We start from the raw sequence: 20,891 nt of genomic DNA on the forward strand, positions 1-20,891 counted from the left end.
TACCTTGTTGGCCTCGCATATCGCGTTATAAAAGGGCGCAACGAATTGCGCCCAGTGAGAACTTACAAAAAAGAACTTATTTACCGATAAACTCAGCCAGGTTGGACTGGTCTACGCCCACGTAAGGTACGCGTACGATTTTATTTTCAATTTTCCAGTTGGTGCCATCAGCGGCACCTTTACCGTCGGCCAGGTTTTTCGCCAGGTCGAAGGTGGCTTTCGCCTGGTTGTTGGCATCGTTCAGAACGGTACCGGCCATTGCGCCAGATTTAACCAGAGCCAGCGCTTCTGGCAGGGCATCAACACCGAATACCGGAACAGAGGATTTGTTGTGTGCTTTCAGCGCTTCTACCGCACCCATTGCCATCGCATCGTTGTTGGCAATGACCACTTCAATTTTGTTCGCATTCGGGCCAGAGAGCCATGCGTCCATCTTATCTTTCGCCTGAGCGGTATCCCACATTGCGGTATCTAACGCCAGCTGCTGGGTCTTCAGGCCCTTGTCATTCAGCTCTTTAATCACGTAAGAGGTACGCGCTTCTGCATCCGGGTGGCCCGGCTCGCCTTTCAGCAGCACGAACTGAATCTGACCATCTTTGTTCAGGTCCCAGTTCGGGTTAGCCGCCCAGTGTTTAGCAATCAGGTCGCCCTGGATAATGCCGGATTCTTTCGAGTCGGTGCCCACGTAGAACGCTTTGTCGTAGCTATCCAGCGCTTTACGGGAAGGTTCTTTGTTGAAGAAGACGATAGGAACGTTCTGGCCACGTGCTTTTTCAATAACGGTGCCTGCAGCAGCCGGGTCAACCAGGTTGATTGCCAGGGCTTTAACGCCCTTCGCCAGCAGAACGTCAATCTGATCGTTCTGTTTGGACTGGTCATTCTGGGAGTCATTCATCAGCAGCTGAACATCTGGCGCTGCTTTAGCATCTTTCTCGATAGCTTTACGCACAACGGACATGAAGTTGTCGTCGTATTTATAAATAGTTACACCGATACGGGTATCAGCAGCGTGCGCTGCGGCACCGAAAAGCATGCTTGCCATTACAGCAGACAGGGTCAACACCTTCTTATTCATGGTATCTCCGGTTTTTTTTATGCAGGGTAGTTCGTGTGAATAACGGTCGGCGGGCAGTGTGTTAAAAAAACGTTACTGACTACCGAAGCTCACTTATAAAATTTCTATCTTCCTTGGTCGGTAACGCTCCAGAATGCGTTTTTTTCGTTGTTTGCGGCACGTTTGCTATGGTGAAAATGAATAATCACCGTTACATAGCGTTTCAGCCCCTAAAACGCTGACATCATAGCCAGCGCCTTGTTAAGATACTGTGAATTTACTCACAGATTGAAAGCGGTTACATCACTGCAGATAATTAGTTAGTGATCGGCGCCACAATTTGCCGAATGGCAACGGAATGGCGACGCACCAGCGTTGGCATAAAACAGTGTGTCGCATCAGGATCAAGTTGCCCCGCCGCGCCCAGTAATGCCAGCTCTGTCGCCAGTTTCGCCATAGAAGCAATGGGATAACGGACGGTAGTGAGCTGCGGATCGGTGTAACGGGCAATGGGAATATCATCGAAGCCAATCAAGGAGAGATGCTGTGGCACCGCAATGCCATTATCTTTCAGCGCCGTCAGGGCGCCGGCAGCCATACTGTCGTTGTAGGCAAAAACTGCCGTTAATTGCAGGTTTCGGCCCAGCAACTCTACCATTGCCGCCTCCCCACCCTGCATATCAGGCTCTCCGGTACCCACCCAGCTATCAGAGGGCGTTATCCCCTGCTCTTTCAGCGCATTTTGCCAGCCTTCGTAACGCATCACGTCATCTTCAATATGGTGGCTGGAGGCCAGATAGCCGATGCGCTGATGACCATGATTGAGCAGCATCCGGGTAGCCATCATCGCCCCGCTGACATTATCCAGCCCCACGCAACGATGGGCGTAGCCCGGTACAATCCGGTTAATCAGCACCATGCCCGGGATCTGATCCATAAAGCTGGCCAGTTCGTCGTCGGCAAGGGCTTTTGAGTGCACAATCAGGGCGTTACAGCGCTGACGTATCAGCACCTCAATGGCGTTACGCTCTTTCTCTGCCTCGTGATAGCTGTTACCAATCAGCACATACTTCTGATGCTGCTGCGCCACCACATCCACGGCTTTAACCAGCGCACCGAAAAAGGCATCCGACACATCCATCACCACCACGCCGATGGTATCACTGACCTGGGTGGCCAGCGCCTGGGCATTCGCGTTCGGGCGATAGCCAAGCTCGGCCACCGCTTTCAACACGGCTTCGCGTGTATCAGGGCTGACCAGCGCGCTGTTGTTTAAAACGCGGGAAACGGTGGCAACAGAAACGCCCGCGATGCGGGCCACGTCACGAATGGTGATCATATTCACCATCCTTAAAGAGATTGCAGCAACTCACAGACACCCCCTGTGTTTAGCAAGGTGTCTATTCTGGCAGCGCAAGCGCGGGGACTACGTGAAGAAGCTCACACAGATGAAAACGGTTACATCCATTTTGTTAATGATTGTGATCCAGATCGTTATCTGGATGTATCGTTCAATGAAACACCGGCAGCCCTGGCGGTCAGTTGGCGCCACAGCCATTCAACCGGACCCTGGCGGAACCGGCGCAGCCAGTAAACTGAAAAGAGAATGTTTGCGGCCCATACCGGGAGTACGAATGCCAGCAGTTGCAGGCGGTCGAACTTCATAAACAGGCCCAACCGGTAGAAGAGTGTCGTACAAATCAGGGTTTGCAAAAGATAGTTGCTTAGCGCCATGCGCCCCACGCAGGCGATGGCGGTGACCAGGCGAAAACGGCATAGCTGCGGCCAGTAACCATACAGTAACGCCGCGTATCCCACCGTCTGGAACGGCGCACTCAGTTCGCGCGGGGCCTGCAGGAGAAAGGCACACCAGCGATAGTCCCACCCCAACTGCCACTGGGTAATGACCGCCGGCAGATTGATGGCGATACCGGTCAGCACCAGCCACAGGCCAGTACGACGATAGTGCTTCAGGCTAAATTCACCCTTCAGCCAGCCGCTGCGCATCAGCGCGGCGCCCATTAACATCATCCCCGCCAGTTGCCATCCGTACTGTGCCCCGAGCGCCAGCAAACTATCGCCCAGCATATCAAGGCGGTTCGTTATGGCTTCACTGCCTCCGGCAAGCTTCCATAACTTTTCATACTGTAAGTTTGCCGCATCCGGAACCCAGGAGCGGTTGGTGGAATCACCCGAGATTAACCCCAGCAATACCAACACCCCGATCCCCATGGCATACAGCACTACGCCGGTCATAAAGAGATTTTTCACGCCGTGGGCGTCGCGGATCATGCGCCAGCAAATTAACCCCACCAGCCCATACGCCAGCAGAATATCGCCATCCCAGAAAAAGAGACCGTGCAGAAAACCGAGCAACACCAACAGCGTCAGCCGCGACTGGATCCAGCGTTTACCGCGTTTCAGTAACAGCTGTAGTCCGGCGCCGAACAGCAGAGCAAATAAGGTCAGGAATTTAACCTGAGCGAAGAGATCCAGCACCGCCCAGGTCCAGGCGTCGCGGCGAGTGATCTCGCCATACCATGCAGGATTGAGATAAGCGGCCTTCGGCAGACCGAAGGCGCTTATATTCAAAAGCAGGATACCGAGGATGGCAACGCCACGTACAAAATCCAGCGTGACATTGCGCTCCATATACCCTGCCCTGACGATCAGTTGTGGTGACGAACGGCGCGCAGGAACTCCTGGCGGGTGTTCTGGCTGGATTTGAAAAGACCGCCCAGCGATGTGGTGGTGGTGGCGCTGGTGGCATCGCGAATACCGCGCGCTTTTACGCAGTAATGCACGGCATCAATGGAAACGGCCACGTTATTCGTACCCAGCAGCGTCTGCAGCGCGGTAAGGATCTGCTGCGTTAAACGCTCCTGAACCTGCGGACGCTGAGCAAAGAACTGCACGATACGGTTGATCTTGGACAGACCGATTACCGCATCTTTCGGAATGTAGGCCACCGTTGCTTTACCGTCGATAGTCACGAAATGGTGCTCGCAGGTGCTGGTGAGCGTGATATCACGCACGGTGACCATCTCATCTACCTTCATTTTGTTTTCAATGACGGTGATTTTCGGGAAGTTGGCGTAATCCAGCCCGGAGAAGATCTCATCCACATACATTTTCGCAATGCGGCGCGGGGTCTCCATCAGACTGTCGTCACTCAGATCGAGATTCAGCAGCTGCATGATTTCCGTCATGTGGCCGGAAATAAGACGTTTACGGGTTTCATTGTCCATCTCCTGAACCGGTGGGCGTAGCGGGGTTTCAAGACCGCGCGCAACCAGCGCTTCATGGACAAGGGCAGCTTCTTTACTGAGTGATGGCATTCATTGTTCTCCTGCAGGTGTGGCTCGCTTTTGCCTCTTGGGGGCAAAATGTGCACTCATTGTGCGCGAGGCGGCGCACTTAATCCAGTATTCACAGCGATAATTATTACGATTGCTGTAGCCTTTCATCGTAACGGCGCCAGACCAGCGCGCCCGCGACGAACAGCGCGATACCCGCAAGGCCTAAAGCCGGCTCAAGCTGATGCGTGAGCCAGGTCGACAGCGCCGAGGTTACCGGCCCTACCAGCTGCCCGACCGCATAACCGGTAGTTAATAATCCGGCCATGTAGCGGGTATGACCAGGCGCCAGTTCACGGCCATATAACAGCGATAACTGCACGGCACATAAGAAACCGCCGCCGACCAGCAGCGCGCCGGTAATCAGGCCGGCCATACCGGGCATCAGCCAGGCGGCCAGCACGCCAATACCCTGTAACCAAAGCACCAGTGCCAGCCTGCGGTTTGACGTCGAAATATGACGCAGCGCGATACTCAGCGCAATACCGATCACTGCGGCAACGCCAAATACGGGCCAGACGAACTGGGCGAAGACGCTACCCGGAAAACGCAGCGCCGCCATTTGCGACAGGAAGGTGGCCGGCAGGATATAGCCAAACCCCGCCAGACTGTAGCTCCATACCAGACGGCGGAGATCGCGCGTCAGGACCAGAGGCTCAGGCGCGCTCCCCGGACGGTGAAGCTGCCCGGCGCGGGGCAGATAACGGGCGACCAGGGCAATCAGCACCAGCGCCAGCACGCCATAAATCTGCCACGCGGCCCCTGCGCTCAGGGCGCGCGACTGAATATAAACCGCCAGTAGCCCGCTGATAGCAATACCGGCTCCCGGCCCGGCAAAAACCGCCGCACTCAGCCCAGGCTTGCCGTAATGGGCCAGTCGTTCGTTGGTCCAGGCGGCAATCAGCACCATCGACCAGCCGCTCATGCAGCCAATCACGAAGCGTAACAGGCCATGAACAATGGCGTTATCTGCCACGGCAGAGAGCAGCGTCAGCGCTACGGCACCGATAATCCCCAGCCACAGCCGCCCTTCAACGAAGCGGTGGGCGCGCATGGCATCCCACGCACCGACCAGATAGCCGAGATAGTTCATCGCGGCAACCAGCCCGGCGCTGGTGAGCGTCAGTTGACCGGCCGCAATCATCAGCGGCACCTGCGGCGTGAAAGCAAACCGTCCGATACCCATCGCCACGACCAGAACCACAAAACCGCTGAGCGCGATACGCAGCGCCATGATCACTCCAGTTGTTAAAATTTAGTTAATTTATGATGCAGTATTGGGAGGCGATGCGGAAGTGAAAGTTGCTCACAGGTGAATGAATTATCTGTATTATGGGCCGAATGATTCGCCCAACCCTTAAGGAGCCCTGCATGGAACTGCTCGAAGAGCACCACTGTTATGAAGGCCGACAGCAGCGCTGGCGCCACGACTCCACGGTTCTGAACTGCGCCATGACGTTCAGCATCTTTCTGCCGCCGGTTGACGAAACCGCAAGGCCACCGGTGTTGTACTGGCTCTCCGGTCTGACCTGTAATGATGAAAACTTCACCACCAAAGCGGGCGCCCAGCGTGTTGCCGCAGAACTGGGCATCGTCCTGGTAATGCCAGACACCAGCCCGCGTGGGGACGATGTAGCGGACGATGCCGGCTACGATCTGGGTAAAGGCGCCGGCTTTTATCTCAACGCCACCGAGCAGCCCTGGGCCAGCCATTACCGCATGTACGATTACCTGCGCGATGAGCTGCCTGCCCTGATTACTCAAACCTTTGCGGTGAGCGATCGCTGCGCCATCAGCGGCCATTCTATGGGCGGCCATGGGGCATTAATCATGGCCCTGAAAAATCCGGGTCGCTTCACCAGCGTGTCGGCCTTTGCGCCGATTGTTAATCCGACACAGGTGCCCTGGGGACAAAAAGCCTTCAGCCACTATCTGGGTGATGATGCCACCTGCTGGCAGGCGTGGGACAGCTGCGCGTTGATGCTCGCCAGTCAGCCAGAGCATGCCATCCCTACGCTTATCGATCAGGGCGATGCGGATCAGTTCCTTGCTGGCCAACTCCAGCCTGCGGTGCTGGCCGAAGCCGCGCGTCAAACCGCCTGGCCCCTCACCCTGCGCATCCAGCCGGGATACGATCACAGCTACTACTTTATTGCGACCTTTATCGAAGACCACCTGCGTTTTCACGCCGAACACCTCTTCGCCTAGCCATTCAGGAGGGCGCTGCCCTCCTTCTTTACCTTCCCCTACCTTTACATTCCATCATCTTATTGAATCTTCTGTCATTCTTTGCCCATCTTATCAAACACAAATGATTTCAATTATCATTAGTGTTTACAAATAAACATTCTTTTGTACAATTCCAGGCTCTTCTCCATGCCAAAGAGTTCATACAAGACAAATACATAGGGTTCTCAGGGTTATCTCCATGGAGTTTTATCTTTTTTTATACGGAATGTACAAATGACAATACCTCAGATTAATCGTCTGGCTATCGCCGTTAGCATCGCCACTTTGTCCCCTCTCCTTCACGCAGCCGACCAGGACACCGTTGTTGTCACGGCGACCGGCTTTGAACAAAAAATCCAGAATGCCCCCGCCTCTATCTCCGTCATCTCTAAACAGCAGATCGAAGATAAGGCCTACCGGGACGTGACTGACGCGCTGAAAGACGTGCCGGGCGTGGTGGTGACAGGCGGTGGCAGCAGCAGCGATATCAGTATTCGCGGCATGTCTTCGCAATACACCCTCTTCCTGGTCAACGGTAAGCGAATCAGCACCCGCAGCACCCGCCCTAACAGCGATAACTCCGGCATCGAACAAGGCTGGCTGCCGCCGCTGGAATCCATCGAACGTATCGAAGTGATCCGCGGGCCGATGTCCTCCCTGTATGGCTCCGATGCCATGGGCGGCGTGATTAACGTCATCACTAAGAAGGTATCGAACACCAAAGCCTGGACCGGCTCGCTGCATGGCGATGCCACCTTCCAGGAGAATAACGATTCTGGCGATCTGTTCCAGACCAATGCGTATGCCTCTGGTCCGCTGATTGACGGGCTGCTGGGGGCGAAGGTGACCGGCCTGCTCTCACGCCGCGCGGAAGATAAGATTGAGAACGGTTTTAACGAGCAGAAAATGCGTAACGGCGGTATCACGCTCAACTTCACGCCGGACGAGAAGAACGACATTGACCTCGATTTTGCCCGTGAGTTGCAGGATCGCAACAGCACGCCGGGGATGTCGAAAGCGGCTGAAAATTGTCGCGGTAATGTCTGCACTCCAAATACCAAAAGTGAAACCCGCTACGAGCACACCACCTGGGCTCTGACCCACAGCGGCTATTACGACGATTTCAATAGCACCAGCTACATTCAGCAGGAAGAAACCAACAACCCCGATCGCGATATGCGCTCGTACAACACCACCTTTAATAACCAGAACCAGATTTTCCTGGGCGATCACACCCTGACGCTGGGTGGGCAGTATCGTTATGAAAAACTGCGTGATGAAGGTAATCAGCTGGCCGCGGCCGATGGATTAAGCAAGCTGACCCGCTGGAGCTGGGCACTGTTTGCCGAAGACGAGTGGGCGATGACCGAAAGCTTTACGCTGACCGGCGGCCTGCGTATGGATAAAGATGAGAACTACGGCACCAACTGGACTCCACGTGGCTACGGCGTATGGCATCTGGCGGATCAGTGGACCCTTAAGGGTGGCGTCTCGGCAGGCTATCGTGCGCCCGATCTGCGTCAGTCTTCTGCCAACTGGGGCCAGGTTACCGGCGGTGGTCGTCTGAACGGCATTATTGTCGGCAACCCCGATTTGAAGCCGGAAAAGAGTCTGAGCGAAGAGATTGCCCTGCTGTGGGATAACAACGATAACCTCAACGCGGGCGTCACCCTGTTCAATACCGATTTCAAAGACAAGATCACGGAAGTCCGCCGTTGTAACAGCAGCGCCGATCCGGCCTGTACCATCGGCGACGAAACCTATGATTTCGTCAGCGATCGTGTCAACGTCGATAAAGCCAACATGCGCGGCGTAGAGTCCACCTTCGGCTGGAAAATCACCCGGGATGTGAACTGGACGGCCAACTACACCTATACCGAATCTGAACAGAAGAGCGGCCAGTTCTCTGGCAAACCGCTGAACAAGATGCCGAAGCATATGTTCAACACCACGCTGGACTGGCAGGCCACCGAAGATGTCGGCCTCTGGAGTCGCCTCAACTTCCGCGGCAAAACGTCTGAGTACCTGAGCCGTACTTCCATGTCCAAAGGCACCCCGTCTTACACCCAGATTGATGTGGGCCTGCGTTATAACGCCAACAAAAATCTGCTGGTTTCCGCCGGGGTCTACAACGTTCTCGATAAGCAGATCGATTACGATACCTACGACACCGTGCTGGACGGACGCCGTTACACCGTGGGGATGACCTACAGCTTCTGACCCACAAACAAAAAGCCCCCGGCGGTTGCCGGGGGCTTTTTTATGGCCGGAACATTATTTCTTAACGCGTCCCGGGAATTCCATTTCGCTGTAGCGCACGAAGCGCGTTCCTTTCGCCAGTTTGTAACCAAACCAGATGATGAGGAACAGCGGGATGCCGATATAGGTCGCCATCACGCCGCCCCAGTCGATGGTGTCCGACAGGAAGGCTTCGTAGTTCTGACCCAGGGTGATGATCAGACACAGTACGAAGGCAAAAATCGGACCCAGCGGGAAGAAGCCGGAGCGGTACGGCAGATCGTTAATATCATGACCCTGTTTCACATAGCCACGACGGAAACGGTAATGGCTAATGGCAATGCCCAGCCAGGCGATAAAGCCCGTCATCCCGGAGGTATTCAGTAGCCACAGGTAGACCGTCTGGTTACCGAACATCGAGGTAAGGAAGCACAGGCTGGCAATGACGGTAGTGGCCAACAAGGCGTTACGTGGCACACCGCCGCGAGACAGTTTGGCGAAAATACGCGGCGCTTTACCATCGCACGCCAGCGCGTAGAGCATACGGGTTGAGGCATACATGCCAGAGTTACCCGCAGAGAGCACCGCCGTCAGGATCACCGCATTCATGATTGCCGCCGCAGAGAGCAGGCCCGCATGCTGGAACACCAGGGTGAACGGGCTGACGCTGATATCTTTTACATCATTACGCAGCAGGCTTGGATCGGTATACGGAATAATCAGGCTGATGATCAGGATAGCGAACACGTAGAACAGCAGGATACGCCAGAACACCTGCCGCACCGCGCGGGGAATGTTCTTCTCCGGGTCGGCAGACTCCCCCGCCGCGATACCGATCAGTTCAGTACCCTGGAAGGAGAAGCCCACAATCATCGCCACGCCAATCATTGCCGAGAGGCCGCCAGCAAACGGCGCATCGCCAATCTCCCAGTTGCTCCAGCCCGCAGGCTCGCTGCCCTTGAAGATGCCGACGATCATCGCCAGACCCACAATGATAAAGATAATGACGGTCGCCACTTTGATCAGGGAGAACCAGTATTCCGCCTCACCAAAGCCGCGCACCGAGATGAAGTTCAGCAGGAAGATGACGGCCAGGAAAAGCGCACTCCAGATCCAACCTGGCGTGTCCGGGAACCACCATGTCATCACCAGCTGTGCCGCCACGAGGTCAACAGCGATGGTCACCGCCCAGTTGTACCAGTAGTTCCAGCCCAGCGCGAAGCCGAAGCCTTCCTCGACGTACTTTTGCCCATAAGTAGAGAAAGAACCGGAAACCGGCATATAGGCCGCCAGTTCACCGAGACTGGTCATCAGGAAATAGACCATCAGGCCAATCAGAATATAAGAGAAGAGTGCCCCACCCGGGCCTGCCGCGGAAATCGTTGCGCCAGAGGCAACGAAAAGACCTGTACCGATGGAACCGCCAATGGCGATCATCGTCAGGTGACGCGCCTTGAGTTCGCGACGTAGCGCGGGCGCTTCTGTGGTTTTAGTTTCGGAAACCATATGAAAATGCTGTCCATTCAAAAAATGAGGCGCGATTGTAGCAGAGGATCCGCGTTCCTTCCGGCAGAAATACTCTGTTATAAGAGAGCTTCATGACCGGTCCAGGATTATAAGTAAAGCAGAGTTTCGACCGATTTCACCCCGGCCCCTGGCGCTTACTGCTGGCAGTAGCGCAGGAAGCGCTGTAGCGAGCTGGAAAGGTGTTTCTGACGATGGCGAATGCACCATAGCGTGCGCACCAGCTTTGGCAAGGGCAGCGCAATCTCCACCAGCGAACCGCTCTCCAGTTGCTCGGCAATCACCCGCCGTGAAAGGCAGCTAATGCCCAACCCATGGCGAACCGCATGCTTGATGGCTTCCGAGTTGCCAAGCTCCATGCCCAGATGAAACTGCGGCAAATGCGACAACAGAAGATAATCGACAATTTCACGGGTACCCGAGCCATGCTCACGTAAAATCCACGGCGCCTGCGCCAGCCGTTCCAGCGTTACCTCCCCCTGTAGCAGCGAAGAGGCTGGCGAAGCAAAGACCACCAGCTCATCCTCCAGCCAGGGTTCAGCAACAATATCCGCGTTATGGCATGGCCCTTCGATGAGACCGATATCGACCCGAAAGTCGATAATGGCGTTAATCACATCCTGGCTGTTCCCTACGCTCATCTCCAGCGGCAAGGTGGGGAAATCCCGGCGGTAGCGGGCGATGACCTCCGGCAGGATATAGTTGCCAATCGTACTGCTCGCCGAAACGCGAATGGCTCCGTTCTCTTCCCTGAACAACTGCTCAATCTCGACCGTCTGCTCCAGCAACGCCAGCGCCCGGGGGTAGAGCAGCCGCCCATGCTCGTTCACCACCAGCCGCTTCCCTACCCTGTCAAAAAGCTGCACGCCGAGTTGCCCTTCAAGGTCGGTGAGCGCCGCGCTGACCGCAGATTGCGATAACGCCAGCATCTGCGATGCCTGGGTCGTCGAGCCGCTTTTCAGCACTTCAGTAAAGACTTCAAGCTGGCGTAAGGTAATGTGCATAGTCGCATTCCACGGTAAGGTCAGTAGGGGGTGCTTACCACTTATAAAGATTAATTATAAATATATAATCAATTTTATTTTTAAACCAGCGCGGCGTAATCTCCAGCCAGAGAAAGGAGAAGATTATGACGACACTGATTGCACAGCATCATCGTTCTGTATGGCATTACGCCCCGGGTCTGGCCCTGAGCGCACTCATCACCGGCGCGGCACTCTGGGGTGGCAGTATCCCTGCGGTAGCGGGGGCCGGGTTTAGCGCCCTGACGCTGGCCATTTTATTTGGCATGGTGGTCGGTAATACAGTGTACCCGCGTCTCTGGCGTGCCTGTGACGGCGGCGTGATCTTTGCTAAACAGCACCTGCTACGCCTGGGGATCATTCTCTACGGTTTTCGCCTCACCTTTGCCCAGATTGCCGACGTGGGCGTCAGCGGCATCGTCATAGATGTGCTGACGCTGAGCAGCACCTTTATGCTGGCCTGCTTTATCGGACAAAAAGTGTTCGGGCTGGATAAACACACCAGCTGGTTGATTGGTGCAGGCAGCAGCATCTGCGGCGCGGCGGCGGTGCTGGCGACCGAGCCGGTAGTGAAAGCCGAGGCCAGTAAAGTGACGGTGGCCGTGGCAACCGTGGTGATATTCGGTACCCTGGCCATTTTCCTCTATCCGGCCATGTACCCCCTGCTGGCGCACTGGTTCAGCCCGGAAAACTACGGCATCTATATCGGTTCGACCATGCACGAGGTCGCCCAGGTAGTGGCTGCGGGTCATGCTATCAATCCGGAGGCGGAAAACGCGGCGGTGATCGCCAAAATGCTGCGCGTGATGATGCTGGCACCGTTCCTCATCTTCCTCGCAGCAAGGGTTAAACAGCTGGCACCGGCGGGCCAGGCGCAGAAAGGTAAAATCACCATTCCGTGGTTCGCCATCCTCTTTATCGTGGTGGCTATCTTTAACTCCTTCCACCTGCTGCCAAAAGCGGTGGTCGATATGCTAATCACCCTGGATACCGTCCTGCTGGCGATGGCGATGGCAGCACTGGGGGTCACAACCCACGTCAGTGCTCTGAAAAAGGCCGGCGTTAAGCCGCTGCTGATGGCGTTGATCCTCTTTATATGGCTGATCGTCGGCGGGGGTGCCATCAACCTGGCGGTTCATAGCCTGATGGCATAAACCACTACATCCTTCTCCTGTTAACCCGCTATCATAAGCGTTTGCTTTCCCCGGCGGGTTAAACAGGAGTCCCTTTATGAAATATGTTGGAGCGCACGTCAGCGCAGCTGGCGGTCTTGCAAATGCTGCCATTCGCGCTGCTGAAATTGAGGCGACCGCTTTCGCCCTGTTCACCAAAAATCAGCGCCAGTGGCGCGCCGCCCCGCTCTCCACACAAGTGATTGATGATTTTAAAGCCGCATGCGAGAAATACCACTTTGGCCCCGGCCAAATTCTGCCGCATGACAGCTACCTAATTAATTTAGGTCATCCGGTCCAGGAGGCTCTCGATAAATCTCGCGACGCGTTCATTGATGAGATGCAGCGCTGCGAACAGCTTGGCCTGACCTTGCTGAACTTCCACCCTGGTAGCCACTTGTCGCAAATCGACGAATCCACCTGTCTGGCACGCATCGCTGAGTCCATTAATATCGCGCTGGACAAAACGCAAGGGGTGACCGCCGTCATCGAAAACACGGCCGGTCAGGGCAGCAACCTCGGGTTTAAATTCGAACAGCTGGCCGAGATTATCGCCGGGGTTGAGGACAAAACCCGCGTGGGGGTGTGTATCGATACCTGTCACGCCTTTGCCGCAGGCTACGATCTCCGTACTACCGAAGAGACCGAAAAAACCTTCGCAGAATTCGAGCGTATCGTCGGCTTCCAGTATTTGCGCGGTATGCACCTGAACGATGCGAAAAGCGCCTTTGGTAGCCGCGTTGACCGCCATCACAGCCTGGGTGAAGGCAATATCGGCCATGATGCGTTCCGCTTTATTATGCAGGACGCCCGCTTCGACGGCATTCCCATGGTTCTGGAGACCATTAATCCGGATATCTGGGCCGAAGAGATTGCCTGGCTGAAGGCACAGCAAACGGCGGAGGCAACGGCGTAAGCTTAAGCCCCGGGGCGTGCTGATAACGTCCTCTGCCGCAGGCCCATTTCAATCGACTATCGCGCCGCTTACGCGGCGCGACTCTTACCCAGCCAGACCAATAAAGAAGCCCGCAATGGTGGCGCTCATCAGATTAGAGAGCGTGGCGGCGGCCAGTGCCCGCAACCCCAGCTGCGCAATTTCCGGCGCGCGTCGGGGGGAAACGGCAGAGAACGCCCCGACCACGACCCCAATCGATCCGAAATTCGCAAACCCGCACAGCGCAAACGAGATAATGGCGATGGTTTTCACATCCAGCTGGCCGGCAGTTTGCAGCCAGGGCGAGAAGTGGAGATAAGCGACAAATTCGTTTATCGCCAGCTTCTGACCAATCAGGCTACCGGCCAGATGCGCATCGCTCCAGTCGACCCCCATCAACCATGCCAGCGGCGCCAGCGCGTAGCCAAAAATCCCCTCCAGGGTCGCCCCGCCGAAACCAAACCAACCGCCAATACCGCCAATAATCCCGTTGATCATGGCGATAATGGCCACAAAGGCCATGACCACTGTTGCCACGCCGGCGGCGATTTTCAGCCCGGTCATCGCCCCGCTGGCGGCCGCTTCAATAATGCTTTTTGGCGGCGTTTCGGTAAAAGAGAGGTTATCGAACGATACCTGCGAGGCTTCCGTCGCCGGACTCAGCAGGCGAGCAAAGAGAATGCCGCCCGGGATCGCCATCAGCGAGGCGGCCAGCAGGTAACCAATGGGTACCCCTAAGGCGGCGTAGCCAATCATTGTCGAACCCGCGATCGACGCCATCCCGCTACAGATCGCGGTAAAAAGCTCATTGCGGTTAAGACGCTCCATAAAAGGCTTCACGATCGCCGGGATCTCATTCTGCCCGAGGAAAATGGTGGTGACCGCGACAAAGGATTCGATTTTGCTGATATTAAGCGCTTTCTGGAAAATCCCTCCAAGAAGACGAATCAGGAAGCCCATCACGCCAATGTAATAGAGCAGGCTGACCAGCGCGGTGATAAAAATAATGGCGGGCAGCACGCGAAAGGCAAACACAAAGCCGGCGCCATCAAAGACTTTGTCCATCTTGGGCCCGACCAGCGAGCCAAAGATAAAGGCGCTACCGGCATCGCTATAGGTCATCACTTTGTGGATGCCGTAGGCAGCCTTTTCTGCCAGCCACTTCCCGGGTGGAAAATAGAGCATGATGCCGCCGATGGCGATTTGCAGCAGCAACGCCGCCCCTACCGTGCGCAGACTAATACGCTTTTTATTCACTGACAGCAGAAACGCGATTGCCAGTAATACCACCATACCCAGAACACTTCTCATGACGTCCATAATGATTTTCTCTTACGGCCAGGTCTGATTTTGTTGCGGGCTACCGCTTGCTGCCCGTTGGGTGTGACAGCGATGGCGCTTTGCGCAATGGCTGTCACGCCGCACGCCCAGGGGATTAGTGGTACTTACGTACACACTCTTCCACTAAGTCCCAGAACCAGTGGGTGTCGATGGTGATGCCCACTTTGGTGTTCGCCGGTTTGCCGAGAACGCCCAGCTCATCGCAGACCGTGCGTCCATAGCAAGGGCCACTGTTGACGTCGATTTCGACGTACATCTCCTGGGTTTTAATGCCGGCAGGGTTGATGAGGTAAGCAATACAGGTGGCGTCGTGAACCGGGCCGCCCGCTAAGCCATAGTTTTCATACTGGGTTTTGAGGGTAAAGTTCATGATGTCGCTGAAGAGCTTGCCGGCCGGTCCCCCCGCTTTTTCCATTCTGGCGATCACGTCGGCAGTGCAGACCGTCTGGTTAGTCAGATCCAGCCCCATCATCACCAGCGGCACACCGGAGGTGAAGACAACGCGGGCCGCTTCCGGATCGGCAAAGATATTAAACTCAGCGGATGGGGTGAAATTACCGGTGCCGTAGGCCCCGCCCATCATCACAATCTCACGGATTTTGGGCACAATGGCGGGCTGCATACGCATCGCCACCGCAATATTGCTCAGCGGACCGACGGGCACCAGGGTGATATCCCCTTCGCTTGCCATCAGCGTATCGATAATGAATTTTACGGCATGCGTATTTTCTGCTTTGCGGGTCAACGGAGCAAATACCGGGCCATCCAGACCCGTTTCGCCATGGATATTATCGGCAACGATTTGCTGGCGCATTATTGGCTGCGGCATACCCGCATAGACCGGAACATGTATATCTAATGTCTGACAGACATTTAATCCATTGACTAATGTTTTATCCAGCGTCTGATTACCGGCTACAATCGTTATCCCTAATAAATCGATAGCCGGATGCCTTGCTGCCAGCATTATCGCAATAGCATCGTCATGGCCTGGATCGCAATCAAGAATAATCTTTCTCTTTTCCATTTTTATTTCCTCGGTTCGCTGTTGCGTTAATTTCATTTCAGTCATTAAGGGGGGTAGTGTCGACGATTGAATGTTAACAACGGAGAACGTATGCTAAATATGAGAAATCTCACATCAGGAATGGGCCGTGAAAGAGATCCACAATGAGGTTGTTAAACAGGAACTGATTCTGCAGTCAGGATATAAGGAACGGTTTTCCGTGGATATTTTGCGGGATACCCGCTTGTTTGAGGTCGCAGCAGGTGAGGAGATCGTGAGAGTAGGCCAACAACCTGCCTGGCTCTTCTATCTCGTGCGCGGACGCGCCAGACTGTACGCCACCTCAGCCAATGGGCGGGTGTCGCTGATCGACTTCTTTACTGCACCCTGTTTTATTGGCGAAATTGAATTAGTTGACGCGGATCACGAACCCCGGGCCGTTCAGGCCATTGAAGCGTGCTGGTGTCTGGCGTTGCCGATGAAGCAGTACCGCCCCTTATTGTTGAATGATGCAACATTTTTACGGCATTTGTGCATTGCGCTAAGCCGCAAAAATTATCGAAATATTGTTTCGCTTACCCAAAATCAATCTTTCCCGCTGATTAATCGACTGGCGGCCTTTATTTTATTAACGCAGAATTGTGATATCTATCGCGAAAAACATACGCAGGCGGCCGAATATATGGGGGTCTCCTACCGTCATCTTCTTTATGTTATTGCGCAGTTCACTCAGGAAGGTGTACTGATAAAGCAAAAAGCGGGCTATATCATCAAAAATAAATCCCGACTGCTTAATCTGGCGCGGGAGATGGATCCCGAAAATAATTTCTCTGAATTATTACGTTAACCGCTTCACGCCTTTCTCGTTATATTACGCCGATCAACGCTGCCACCCCTACCCCAGACGGGGTGAGTACGGAATAGCGATATGTCCGGAGGAAAAAAGGCCTTTTGTCAGGCCATAAAAAAACGCGGCCGACGCCGCGTTTCTGAGATAAAAAAGGCAGAGTCACCTCTGCCTTTATGGGGAGCGGGTTTAAGCCGCTTTGGCAACTGCTTCCGCTTCCGGGCGCTTCAGCACCGCGTAAGAGAGGCCCGCCACCAGGGTACCGGCGATAATCGCCAGCAGGTAACCCAGCACCGGCGTGATCGCCCCAGGGATCAGCAGGACAAACAGACCGCCGTGCGGTGCCATCAGCTTCGCACCAATAGCCATAGAGATAGCACCGGTTACTGCACCACCCGCGATACAGCAAGGCAGAACGCGCATTGGGTCACGCGCAGCGAACGGAATGGCACCTTCGGTGATGAAGCACAGACCGAGAACCAGCGCTGCTTTGCCGCCTTCCTGTTGTGCCTTATCGAATTTACGGCGGGCAATAATAGTCGCCAGGCCCAGCGCCAGCGGTGGCACCATACCGGCAGCCATAATGGCAGCCATCGGCGCGTAAGTCTGGGTACTCAGCAGGCCAACACCAAACGCATAGGCCGCTTTATTCACCGGGCCGCCCATATCGGTACACATCATGCCACCGAGGATTGCGCCCAGCAGTACCGCATTGGCAGTGCCCATGGTTTGCAGCCAGTGGGTCAGGCCTTCGAGGATACCCGCGACCGGCTTACCGATCAGGTAGATCATTCCCAGACCCACCACCAGGCTTGAAAGCAGCGGAATGATCAGGATCGGCTTCAGCGCTTCCATACTCTGCGGCAATTTCAACTTCGAACTAATCAGCTTCGCAACATAACCGGCCAGGAAGCCCGCGATGATCCCGCCGATGAAACCTGAACCTGTGCTTACAGCCAACATACCGCCAATAAGACCTGGAGTCAGACCCGGACGATCCGCGATAGAGAAGGCGATATAACCTGCCAGGACAGGTACCATCAGCGCGAAGGCAGAACCCCCACCAATTTGCATCAGCGCCGCAGCCAGCGTGTTCGGCTCTTTAAAGGCTTCGATACCGAAAGCGAAGGAGAGTGCGATACACAGACCACCAGCCACCACCATCGGCAGCATATAGGAAACCCCGGTCAGCAGGTGACGATAAGCGCCAGCAGACTCTTTTTTGGTTTCCGTCGCGCCCTGGGCATCGCCCGCCGCCTGATACGGCTTCGCTTCTGCTACGGCCTTATCGAACTCCTGCGCGGTCTTCTTCAACGCCAGGCCAGTAGAGGTACGGTACATCGGTTTTCCGGCGAATTTCGCCAGATCCACTTCGATGTCTGCCGCCACGATCACCAGATCCGCTTCAGCCACCTCTTCGGGGGTGATGGCATTGCCTGCACCCACGGAGCCGCGGGTTTCAACTTTTACCCACCAGCCACGTTTTTTGGCTTCGGTTTCAATGGCTTCAGCCGCCATGAAAGTGTGTGCCACGCCCGTTGGACAGGCTGTCACCGCCACCACGCGTTTCGGACCGCCGCTCAGGGCCGGTGCCGTTGCCGCTGGCAGGGTATAGACCGAGGCGTGATCCTTCGCTTCGCTCAGGAACAGTTCCGGGTGGGCAACCGCGCGATTGATATCGCCCAGCCACACCTTTTTGCCGTTCAGCGCGCTGTCAGCAGGAATGGTGTCGCCCAGAACGATCACCAGTTCGGCATCGTTCGGGTTGTCCAGGATATCCAGATGTGCTTTTTGTGCCGCCGCGCCCAGCAGGGTCTTTGCCATATAGGCGCGGGCCTGTCCGAGAGCAGAGTCGATAATCAGCAGCGTTTTCATTATGCCTCTCCTGCTGTTAGTTAAAGGGTTTTAAGTCAACGCGCGCCATCATCGCGGCTAACTGGGTACGATCGGTAATACCGACATTGCTCTGGCTCACGGCCAGGGCAGCAACAGCGGTAGCAAGACGTAACGTGTGTTCACTGGATTCACGCATCAGCAGGCCGTAAATCAGCCCACCTACCATGGAATCCCCGGCGCCGACGGTGCTTACCACTTCCATCGACGGCGGTTTGGCAATCCATTCGCCAGACGCGTTAACCCACAGCGCGCCTTCTGCACCCAATGAAATCACCACATGAGCGATACCCTGTTCACGCAGCGCATGGGCAGCATCAATCACATCTTTCAATTCTGGCAGCTTACGGCCAGCCCAAATTTCAAGTTCGCGACGATTTGGTTTTACCAGCCATGGTGCGGCTTTAAGGCCTGCAACCAGCGCATCACGGCTGCTGTCGAAAATAATACACGGGCACTGGCTGCGCAGACGCGTCATCCAGTCGGTAAAGGCTTCCGGGCTGACGCCCGACGGCAGGCTGCCGCTGACGCATACCATGTCGAACTGGCCCAGCCAGGAGAGCGAGTCGTTAACAAAACGTTCCCAGTCTGACTGCGTCACTTCGAAGCCGGAGAAGTTCAGGTCGGTCACTTCACCGTCTTTCTCGGTCAGCTTCACGTTGATGCGGGTACGGCCCTGCACAATCTGAAAACGGTTAGCAATGCCCAGTTCGCTGAACAACTGCTGAAAGCCGTCCTGGTTATCTTTGCCCAGGAAGCCGCCTACGGTGACATCGATGCCCAGATCTTTCAGCACCTTCGCCACATTGATCCCTTTACCTGCCGCATGCAGGCCAGTGGTGCGCACCAGGTTGACTTCGCCGCGCTCAATCTCCGGGCAGAATCCTACCAGGTCGTAAGCCGGGTTCAGCGTAATCGTTGCAACACGTCTGCTCATTATGCGCCCTCCCCCAGACCTGCCGCGATGGCATCGCCAATGGCTTTCAGCGCCTGTTCAGCATCGGCACCCTGGGCGGTGAAGCGCAGGCGATGGCCTTTTTTCACACCCAGCGCGACCACTTTCATCAGGCTACGGCCATTAGCGGGCTTACCGCTGCCGTCGAGGTTAGTGACGGTAATGTCGCTTTCAAACTGCTTGATGGTATTAACCAGCATGGTGCCGGGGCGGGCATGCAGACCGTGTTCGTTACGCACCACGTACTCTGCACTGAGCAGGTCGTCGGTCAGCGCGTCATCGCTGGTCAGCAGCGCCAGCAGGGTCGCGGCATCCGCGTTCAGCAATTTGTCAGCTTTGTTGATCAGCAGCAGATCGCTCAGGCGTTTGAGCACGGCAACCGGCTGGTCATCGGCCATAGCGACGGTCACCAGCAGGGCTGCTTTCTCACCTTCAACATCAAATGCGGAGGCCGCACGGCTGACGGCAACAGCGCTGCGCAGATTGCCTTCAGCACTGTCGTTCAGCCAGACGCCCTGGCCCAGGTTCAGCGGCTTGTCCGTTATGGTATGGGTGACGAATGCCGTGTCGACCGCACCCGCCTCTTTCAGCCGTGCGGCGTTCATCGCCTGCAGCGTCACCAGATCGGAGGCGACCACATCCAGCGACAGCGTCGCGTTATCCAGCTTCAGCGCTTCGCTCTGCTTTTCACCCATCAGCAGTGCTCGCAGCTCTTCAGCGGTGGTGGCAGATTTCAGTTGTTCCGCCACTGCGTCATCGCTCAGCACGTGCGTCAGTTGACGCAGCAGGCCCAGATGTTCGTCACTGCTGGCGGCGATACCGATGGCGACATACGCCACCTGCCCTTCGCCCCAGAGCACGCCCTGCGGGAATTGATACACCTGCACACCGGTCTTCAGAACCTGATCGCGGGTATCAGTGGTGCCATGGGGAATGGCGATGCCATTGCCGAGGAAGGTTGAGGTCTGCTGCTCACGCGCCAGCATGCCATCAACATAGCCAGCGGCAACATTGCCAGACTGCACCAGCGCGGCAGCGATCTGCCGGATGGCCTCTTCTTTATTACCGGCCTGTTCGCCCGGATGAATGTCCTGTACGGATAACTGGAACATAGCTCTCCACTCCTGCTGAAATTGAATCGTTTCAGCTTAAATGTGAAAATAGGCGCCAATCCGTTTGTATTAGATCAACCAATTAGCGCTGAAACGTTTCAAGAAGTCTTGCTTTTTATCGCCATCCTTGCAAGTAAAGTTACGTTTCAGCTTTCGGAATTTAGAGTTGCAGCACATTTTTGCAACATTCCGTCCTCTTTCGAGGGCA

At 55.5% G+C, this 20,891-nt stretch carries 17 protein-coding genes; 5 read left to right on the plus strand and 12 right to left on the minus strand.

Annotation, left to right across the window (positions count from 1 at the left end; genetic code table 11):
• Window positions 1-76: 76 nt before the first annotated feature.
• The 5 genes from mglB to B3B59_RS14460 all read right to left on the minus strand — a co-directional run bounded on the left by mglB (window position 77) and on the right by B3B59_RS14460 (window position 5,644).
• Window positions 77-1,075, minus strand: coding sequence for a galactose/glucose ABC transporter substrate-binding protein MglB (gene mglB / locus B3B59_RS14440; RefSeq protein ID WP_046884739.1), 999 nt, complete (start codon window positions 1,073-1,075; stop codon window positions 77-79).
• Window positions 1,076-1,370: 295 nt separating this feature from the next.
• Window positions 1,371-2,393 (minus strand): HTH-type transcriptional regulator GalS, encoded by a 1,023-nt coding sequence (gene galS / locus B3B59_RS14445; RefSeq protein ID WP_040074796.1) that lies wholly within the window; start codon window positions 2,391-2,393, stop codon window positions 1,371-1,373.
• A 155-nt stretch (window positions 2,394-2,548) separates the two neighbouring features.
• The gene (yeiB, locus tag B3B59_RS14450) at window positions 2,549-3,706 is read right to left on the minus strand and encodes a DUF418 domain-containing protein YeiB (RefSeq protein WP_286809401.1); all 1,158 of its coding nucleotides are present in this window, start codon (window positions 3,704-3,706) and stop codon (window positions 2,549-2,551) included.
• Window positions 3,707-3,723: 17 nt separating this feature from the next.
• On the minus strand, window positions 3,724-4,392 hold the full coding sequence (gene folE, locus B3B59_RS14455; RefSeq protein ID WP_046884737.1) for a GTP cyclohydrolase I FolE: 669 nt from the start codon (window positions 4,390-4,392) through the stop codon (window positions 3,724-3,726).
• A gap of 106 nt (window positions 4,393-4,498) precedes the next feature.
• Window positions 4,499-5,644, minus strand: coding sequence for a YbfB/YjiJ family MFS transporter (locus B3B59_RS14460; RefSeq protein ID WP_207292110.1), 1,146 nt, complete (start codon window positions 5,642-5,644; stop codon window positions 4,499-4,501).
• Between the two features lie 137 nt (window positions 5,645-5,781).
• Between B3B59_RS14460 and fghA the strand changes: the two genes are divergently transcribed.
• Complete coding sequence (gene fghA / locus B3B59_RS14465) at window positions 5,782-6,618, plus strand: S-formylglutathione hydrolase (RefSeq protein ID WP_286809403.1); 837 nt, start codon at window positions 5,782-5,784, stop codon at window positions 6,616-6,618.
• Window positions 6,619-6,873: 255 nt separating this feature from the next.
• A complete protein-coding gene (locus B3B59_RS14470; RefSeq protein ID WP_286809404.1) occupies window positions 6,874-8,859 on the plus strand; it encodes a ligand-gated channel protein in 1,986 nt (661 codons plus the stop codon).
• 54 nt (window positions 8,860-8,913) lie between these two features.
• Here the strand turns inward: B3B59_RS14470 and B3B59_RS14475 are convergent, their stop codons facing one another.
• Together B3B59_RS14475 and yieE are read right to left on the minus strand one after the other, a co-directional pair.
• Window positions 8,914-10,383, minus strand: a complete 1,470-nt coding sequence (locus tag B3B59_RS14475; protein WP_040074787.1) for an amino acid permease — start codon at window positions 10,381-10,383, stop codon at window positions 8,914-8,916.
• A 155-nt stretch (window positions 10,384-10,538) separates the two neighbouring features.
• Window positions 10,539-11,405, minus strand: coding sequence for a DNA-binding transcriptional regulator YeiE (yieE, locus tag B3B59_RS14480; protein WP_212477739.1), 867 nt, complete (start codon window positions 11,403-11,405; stop codon window positions 10,539-10,541).
• A gap of 125 nt (window positions 11,406-11,530) precedes the next feature.
• Here yieE and B3B59_RS14485 point away from each other — a divergent pair, with 125 nt between their 5' ends.
• Window positions 11,531-12,577 carry a YeiH family protein gene (locus B3B59_RS14485; RefSeq protein ID WP_286809406.1) on the plus strand — a complete coding sequence of 349 codons (1,047 nt, stop codon included), beginning with the start codon at window positions 11,531-11,533 and terminating at the stop codon, window positions 12,575-12,577.
• A 76-nt stretch (window positions 12,578-12,653) separates the two neighbouring features.
• Entirely contained in the window at window positions 12,654-13,511 is an 858-nt protein-coding gene (gene nfo / locus B3B59_RS14490; RefSeq protein ID WP_040074784.1) for a deoxyribonuclease IV, read from the plus strand.
• An 84-nt stretch (window positions 13,512-13,595) separates the two neighbouring features.
• Here nfo and B3B59_RS14495 read toward each other — a convergent pair whose 3' ends face one another.
• Window positions 13,596-14,849, minus strand: coding sequence for a NupC/NupG family nucleoside CNT transporter (locus B3B59_RS14495; RefSeq protein WP_040074783.1), 1,254 nt, complete (start codon window positions 14,847-14,849; stop codon window positions 13,596-13,598).
• A 115-nt stretch (window positions 14,850-14,964) separates the two neighbouring features.
• Window positions 14,965-15,897 carry a ribosylpyrimidine nucleosidase gene (gene rihB, locus B3B59_RS14500; RefSeq protein ID WP_286809408.1) on the minus strand — a complete coding sequence of 311 codons (933 nt, stop codon included), beginning with the start codon at window positions 15,895-15,897 and terminating at the stop codon, window positions 14,965-14,967.
• Between the two features lie 127 nt (window positions 15,898-16,024).
• Here rihB and B3B59_RS14505 point away from each other — a divergent pair, with 127 nt between their 5' ends.
• The gene (locus B3B59_RS14505; RefSeq protein ID WP_046884729.1) at window positions 16,025-16,723 is read left to right on the plus strand and encodes a transcriptional regulator YeiL; all 699 of its coding nucleotides are present in this window, start codon (window positions 16,025-16,027) and stop codon (window positions 16,721-16,723) included.
• Window positions 16,724-16,912: 189 nt separating this feature from the next.
• On the opposite strand, the gene fruA is transcribed toward B3B59_RS14505, so the two are convergent.
• From fruA to fruB, 3 genes are read right to left on the minus strand one after another with little or no spacing between them, the layout of a single operon-like run.
• Window positions 16,913-18,598 carry a PTS fructose transporter subunit IIBC gene (gene fruA / locus B3B59_RS14510; RefSeq protein ID WP_286809410.1) on the minus strand — a complete coding sequence of 562 codons (1,686 nt, stop codon included), beginning with the start codon at window positions 18,596-18,598 and terminating at the stop codon, window positions 16,913-16,915.
• A gap of 16 nt (window positions 18,599-18,614) precedes the next feature.
• Window positions 18,615-19,553, minus strand: coding sequence for a 1-phosphofructokinase (gene fruK, locus B3B59_RS14515; protein WP_040074777.1), 939 nt, complete (start codon window positions 19,551-19,553; stop codon window positions 18,615-18,617).
• Complete coding sequence (gene fruB / locus B3B59_RS14520; protein WP_040074776.1) at window positions 19,553-20,683, minus strand: fused PTS fructose transporter subunit IIA/HPr protein; 1,131 nt, start codon at window positions 20,681-20,683, stop codon at window positions 19,553-19,555. The genes fruK and fruB overlap by 1 nt, the downstream gene beginning before the upstream one ends.
• Window positions 20,684-20,891: the final 208 nt, after the last annotated feature.

It is taken from the genome of Leclercia sp. UBA2479 (assembly GCF_002341985.1).
GTDB classification, from domain to species: Bacteria; Pseudomonadota; Gammaproteobacteria; order Enterobacterales; family Enterobacteriaceae; genus Enterobacter; species Enterobacter pneumoniae.

Excerpts from the sequence above, each read along its gene's own strand:
- mglB (WP_046884739.1), bottom strand. The coding sequence starts at position 1,075 with ATGAATAAGAAGGTGTTGACCCTGTCTGCTGTAATGGCAAGCATGCTT.
- galS (WP_040074796.1), bottom strand. The coding sequence starts at position 2,393 with ATGATCACCATTCGTGACGTGGCCCGCATCGCGGGCGTTTCTGTTGCC.
- yeiB (WP_286809401.1), bottom strand. The coding sequence starts at position 3,706 with ATGGAGCGCAATGTCACGCTGGATTTTGTACGTGGCGTTGCCATCCTC.
- folE (WP_046884737.1), bottom strand. The coding sequence starts at position 4,392 with ATGCCATCACTCAGTAAAGAAGCTGCCCTTGTCCATGAAGCGCTGGTT.
- B3B59_RS14460 (WP_207292110.1), bottom strand. The coding sequence starts at position 5,644 with ATGGCGCTGCGTATCGCGCTCAGCGGTTTTGTGGTTCTGGTCGTGGCG.
- fghA (WP_286809403.1), top strand. The coding sequence starts at position 5,782 with ATGGAACTGCTCGAAGAGCACCACTGTTATGAAGGCCGACAGCAGCGC.
- B3B59_RS14470 (WP_286809404.1), top strand. The coding sequence starts at position 6,874 with ATGACAATACCTCAGATTAATCGTCTGGCTATCGCCGTTAGCATCGCC.
- B3B59_RS14475 (WP_040074787.1), bottom strand. The coding sequence starts at position 10,383 with ATGGTTTCCGAAACTAAAACCACAGAAGCGCCCGCGCTACGTCGCGAA.
- yieE (WP_212477739.1), bottom strand. The coding sequence starts at position 11,405 with ATGCACATTACCTTACGCCAGCTTGAAGTCTTTACTGAAGTGCTGAAA.
- B3B59_RS14485 (WP_286809406.1), top strand. The coding sequence starts at position 11,531 with ATGACGACACTGATTGCACAGCATCATCGTTCTGTATGGCATTACGCC.
- nfo (WP_040074784.1), top strand. The coding sequence starts at position 12,654 with ATGAAATATGTTGGAGCGCACGTCAGCGCAGCTGGCGGTCTTGCAAAT.
- B3B59_RS14495 (WP_040074783.1), bottom strand. The coding sequence starts at position 14,849 with ATGGACGTCATGAGAAGTGTTCTGGGTATGGTGGTATTACTGGCAATC.
- rihB (WP_286809408.1), bottom strand. The coding sequence starts at position 15,897 with ATGGAAAAGAGAAAGATTATTCTTGATTGCGATCCAGGCCATGACGAT.
- fruA (WP_286809410.1), bottom strand. The coding sequence starts at position 18,598 with ATGAAAACGCTGCTGATTATCGACTCTGCTCTCGGACAGGCCCGCGCC.
- fruK (WP_040074777.1), bottom strand. The coding sequence starts at position 19,553 with ATGAGCAGACGTGTTGCAACGATTACGCTGAACCCGGCTTACGACCTG.
- fruB (WP_040074776.1), bottom strand. The coding sequence starts at position 20,683 with ATGTTCCAGTTATCCGTACAGGACATTCATCCGGGCGAACAGGCCGGT.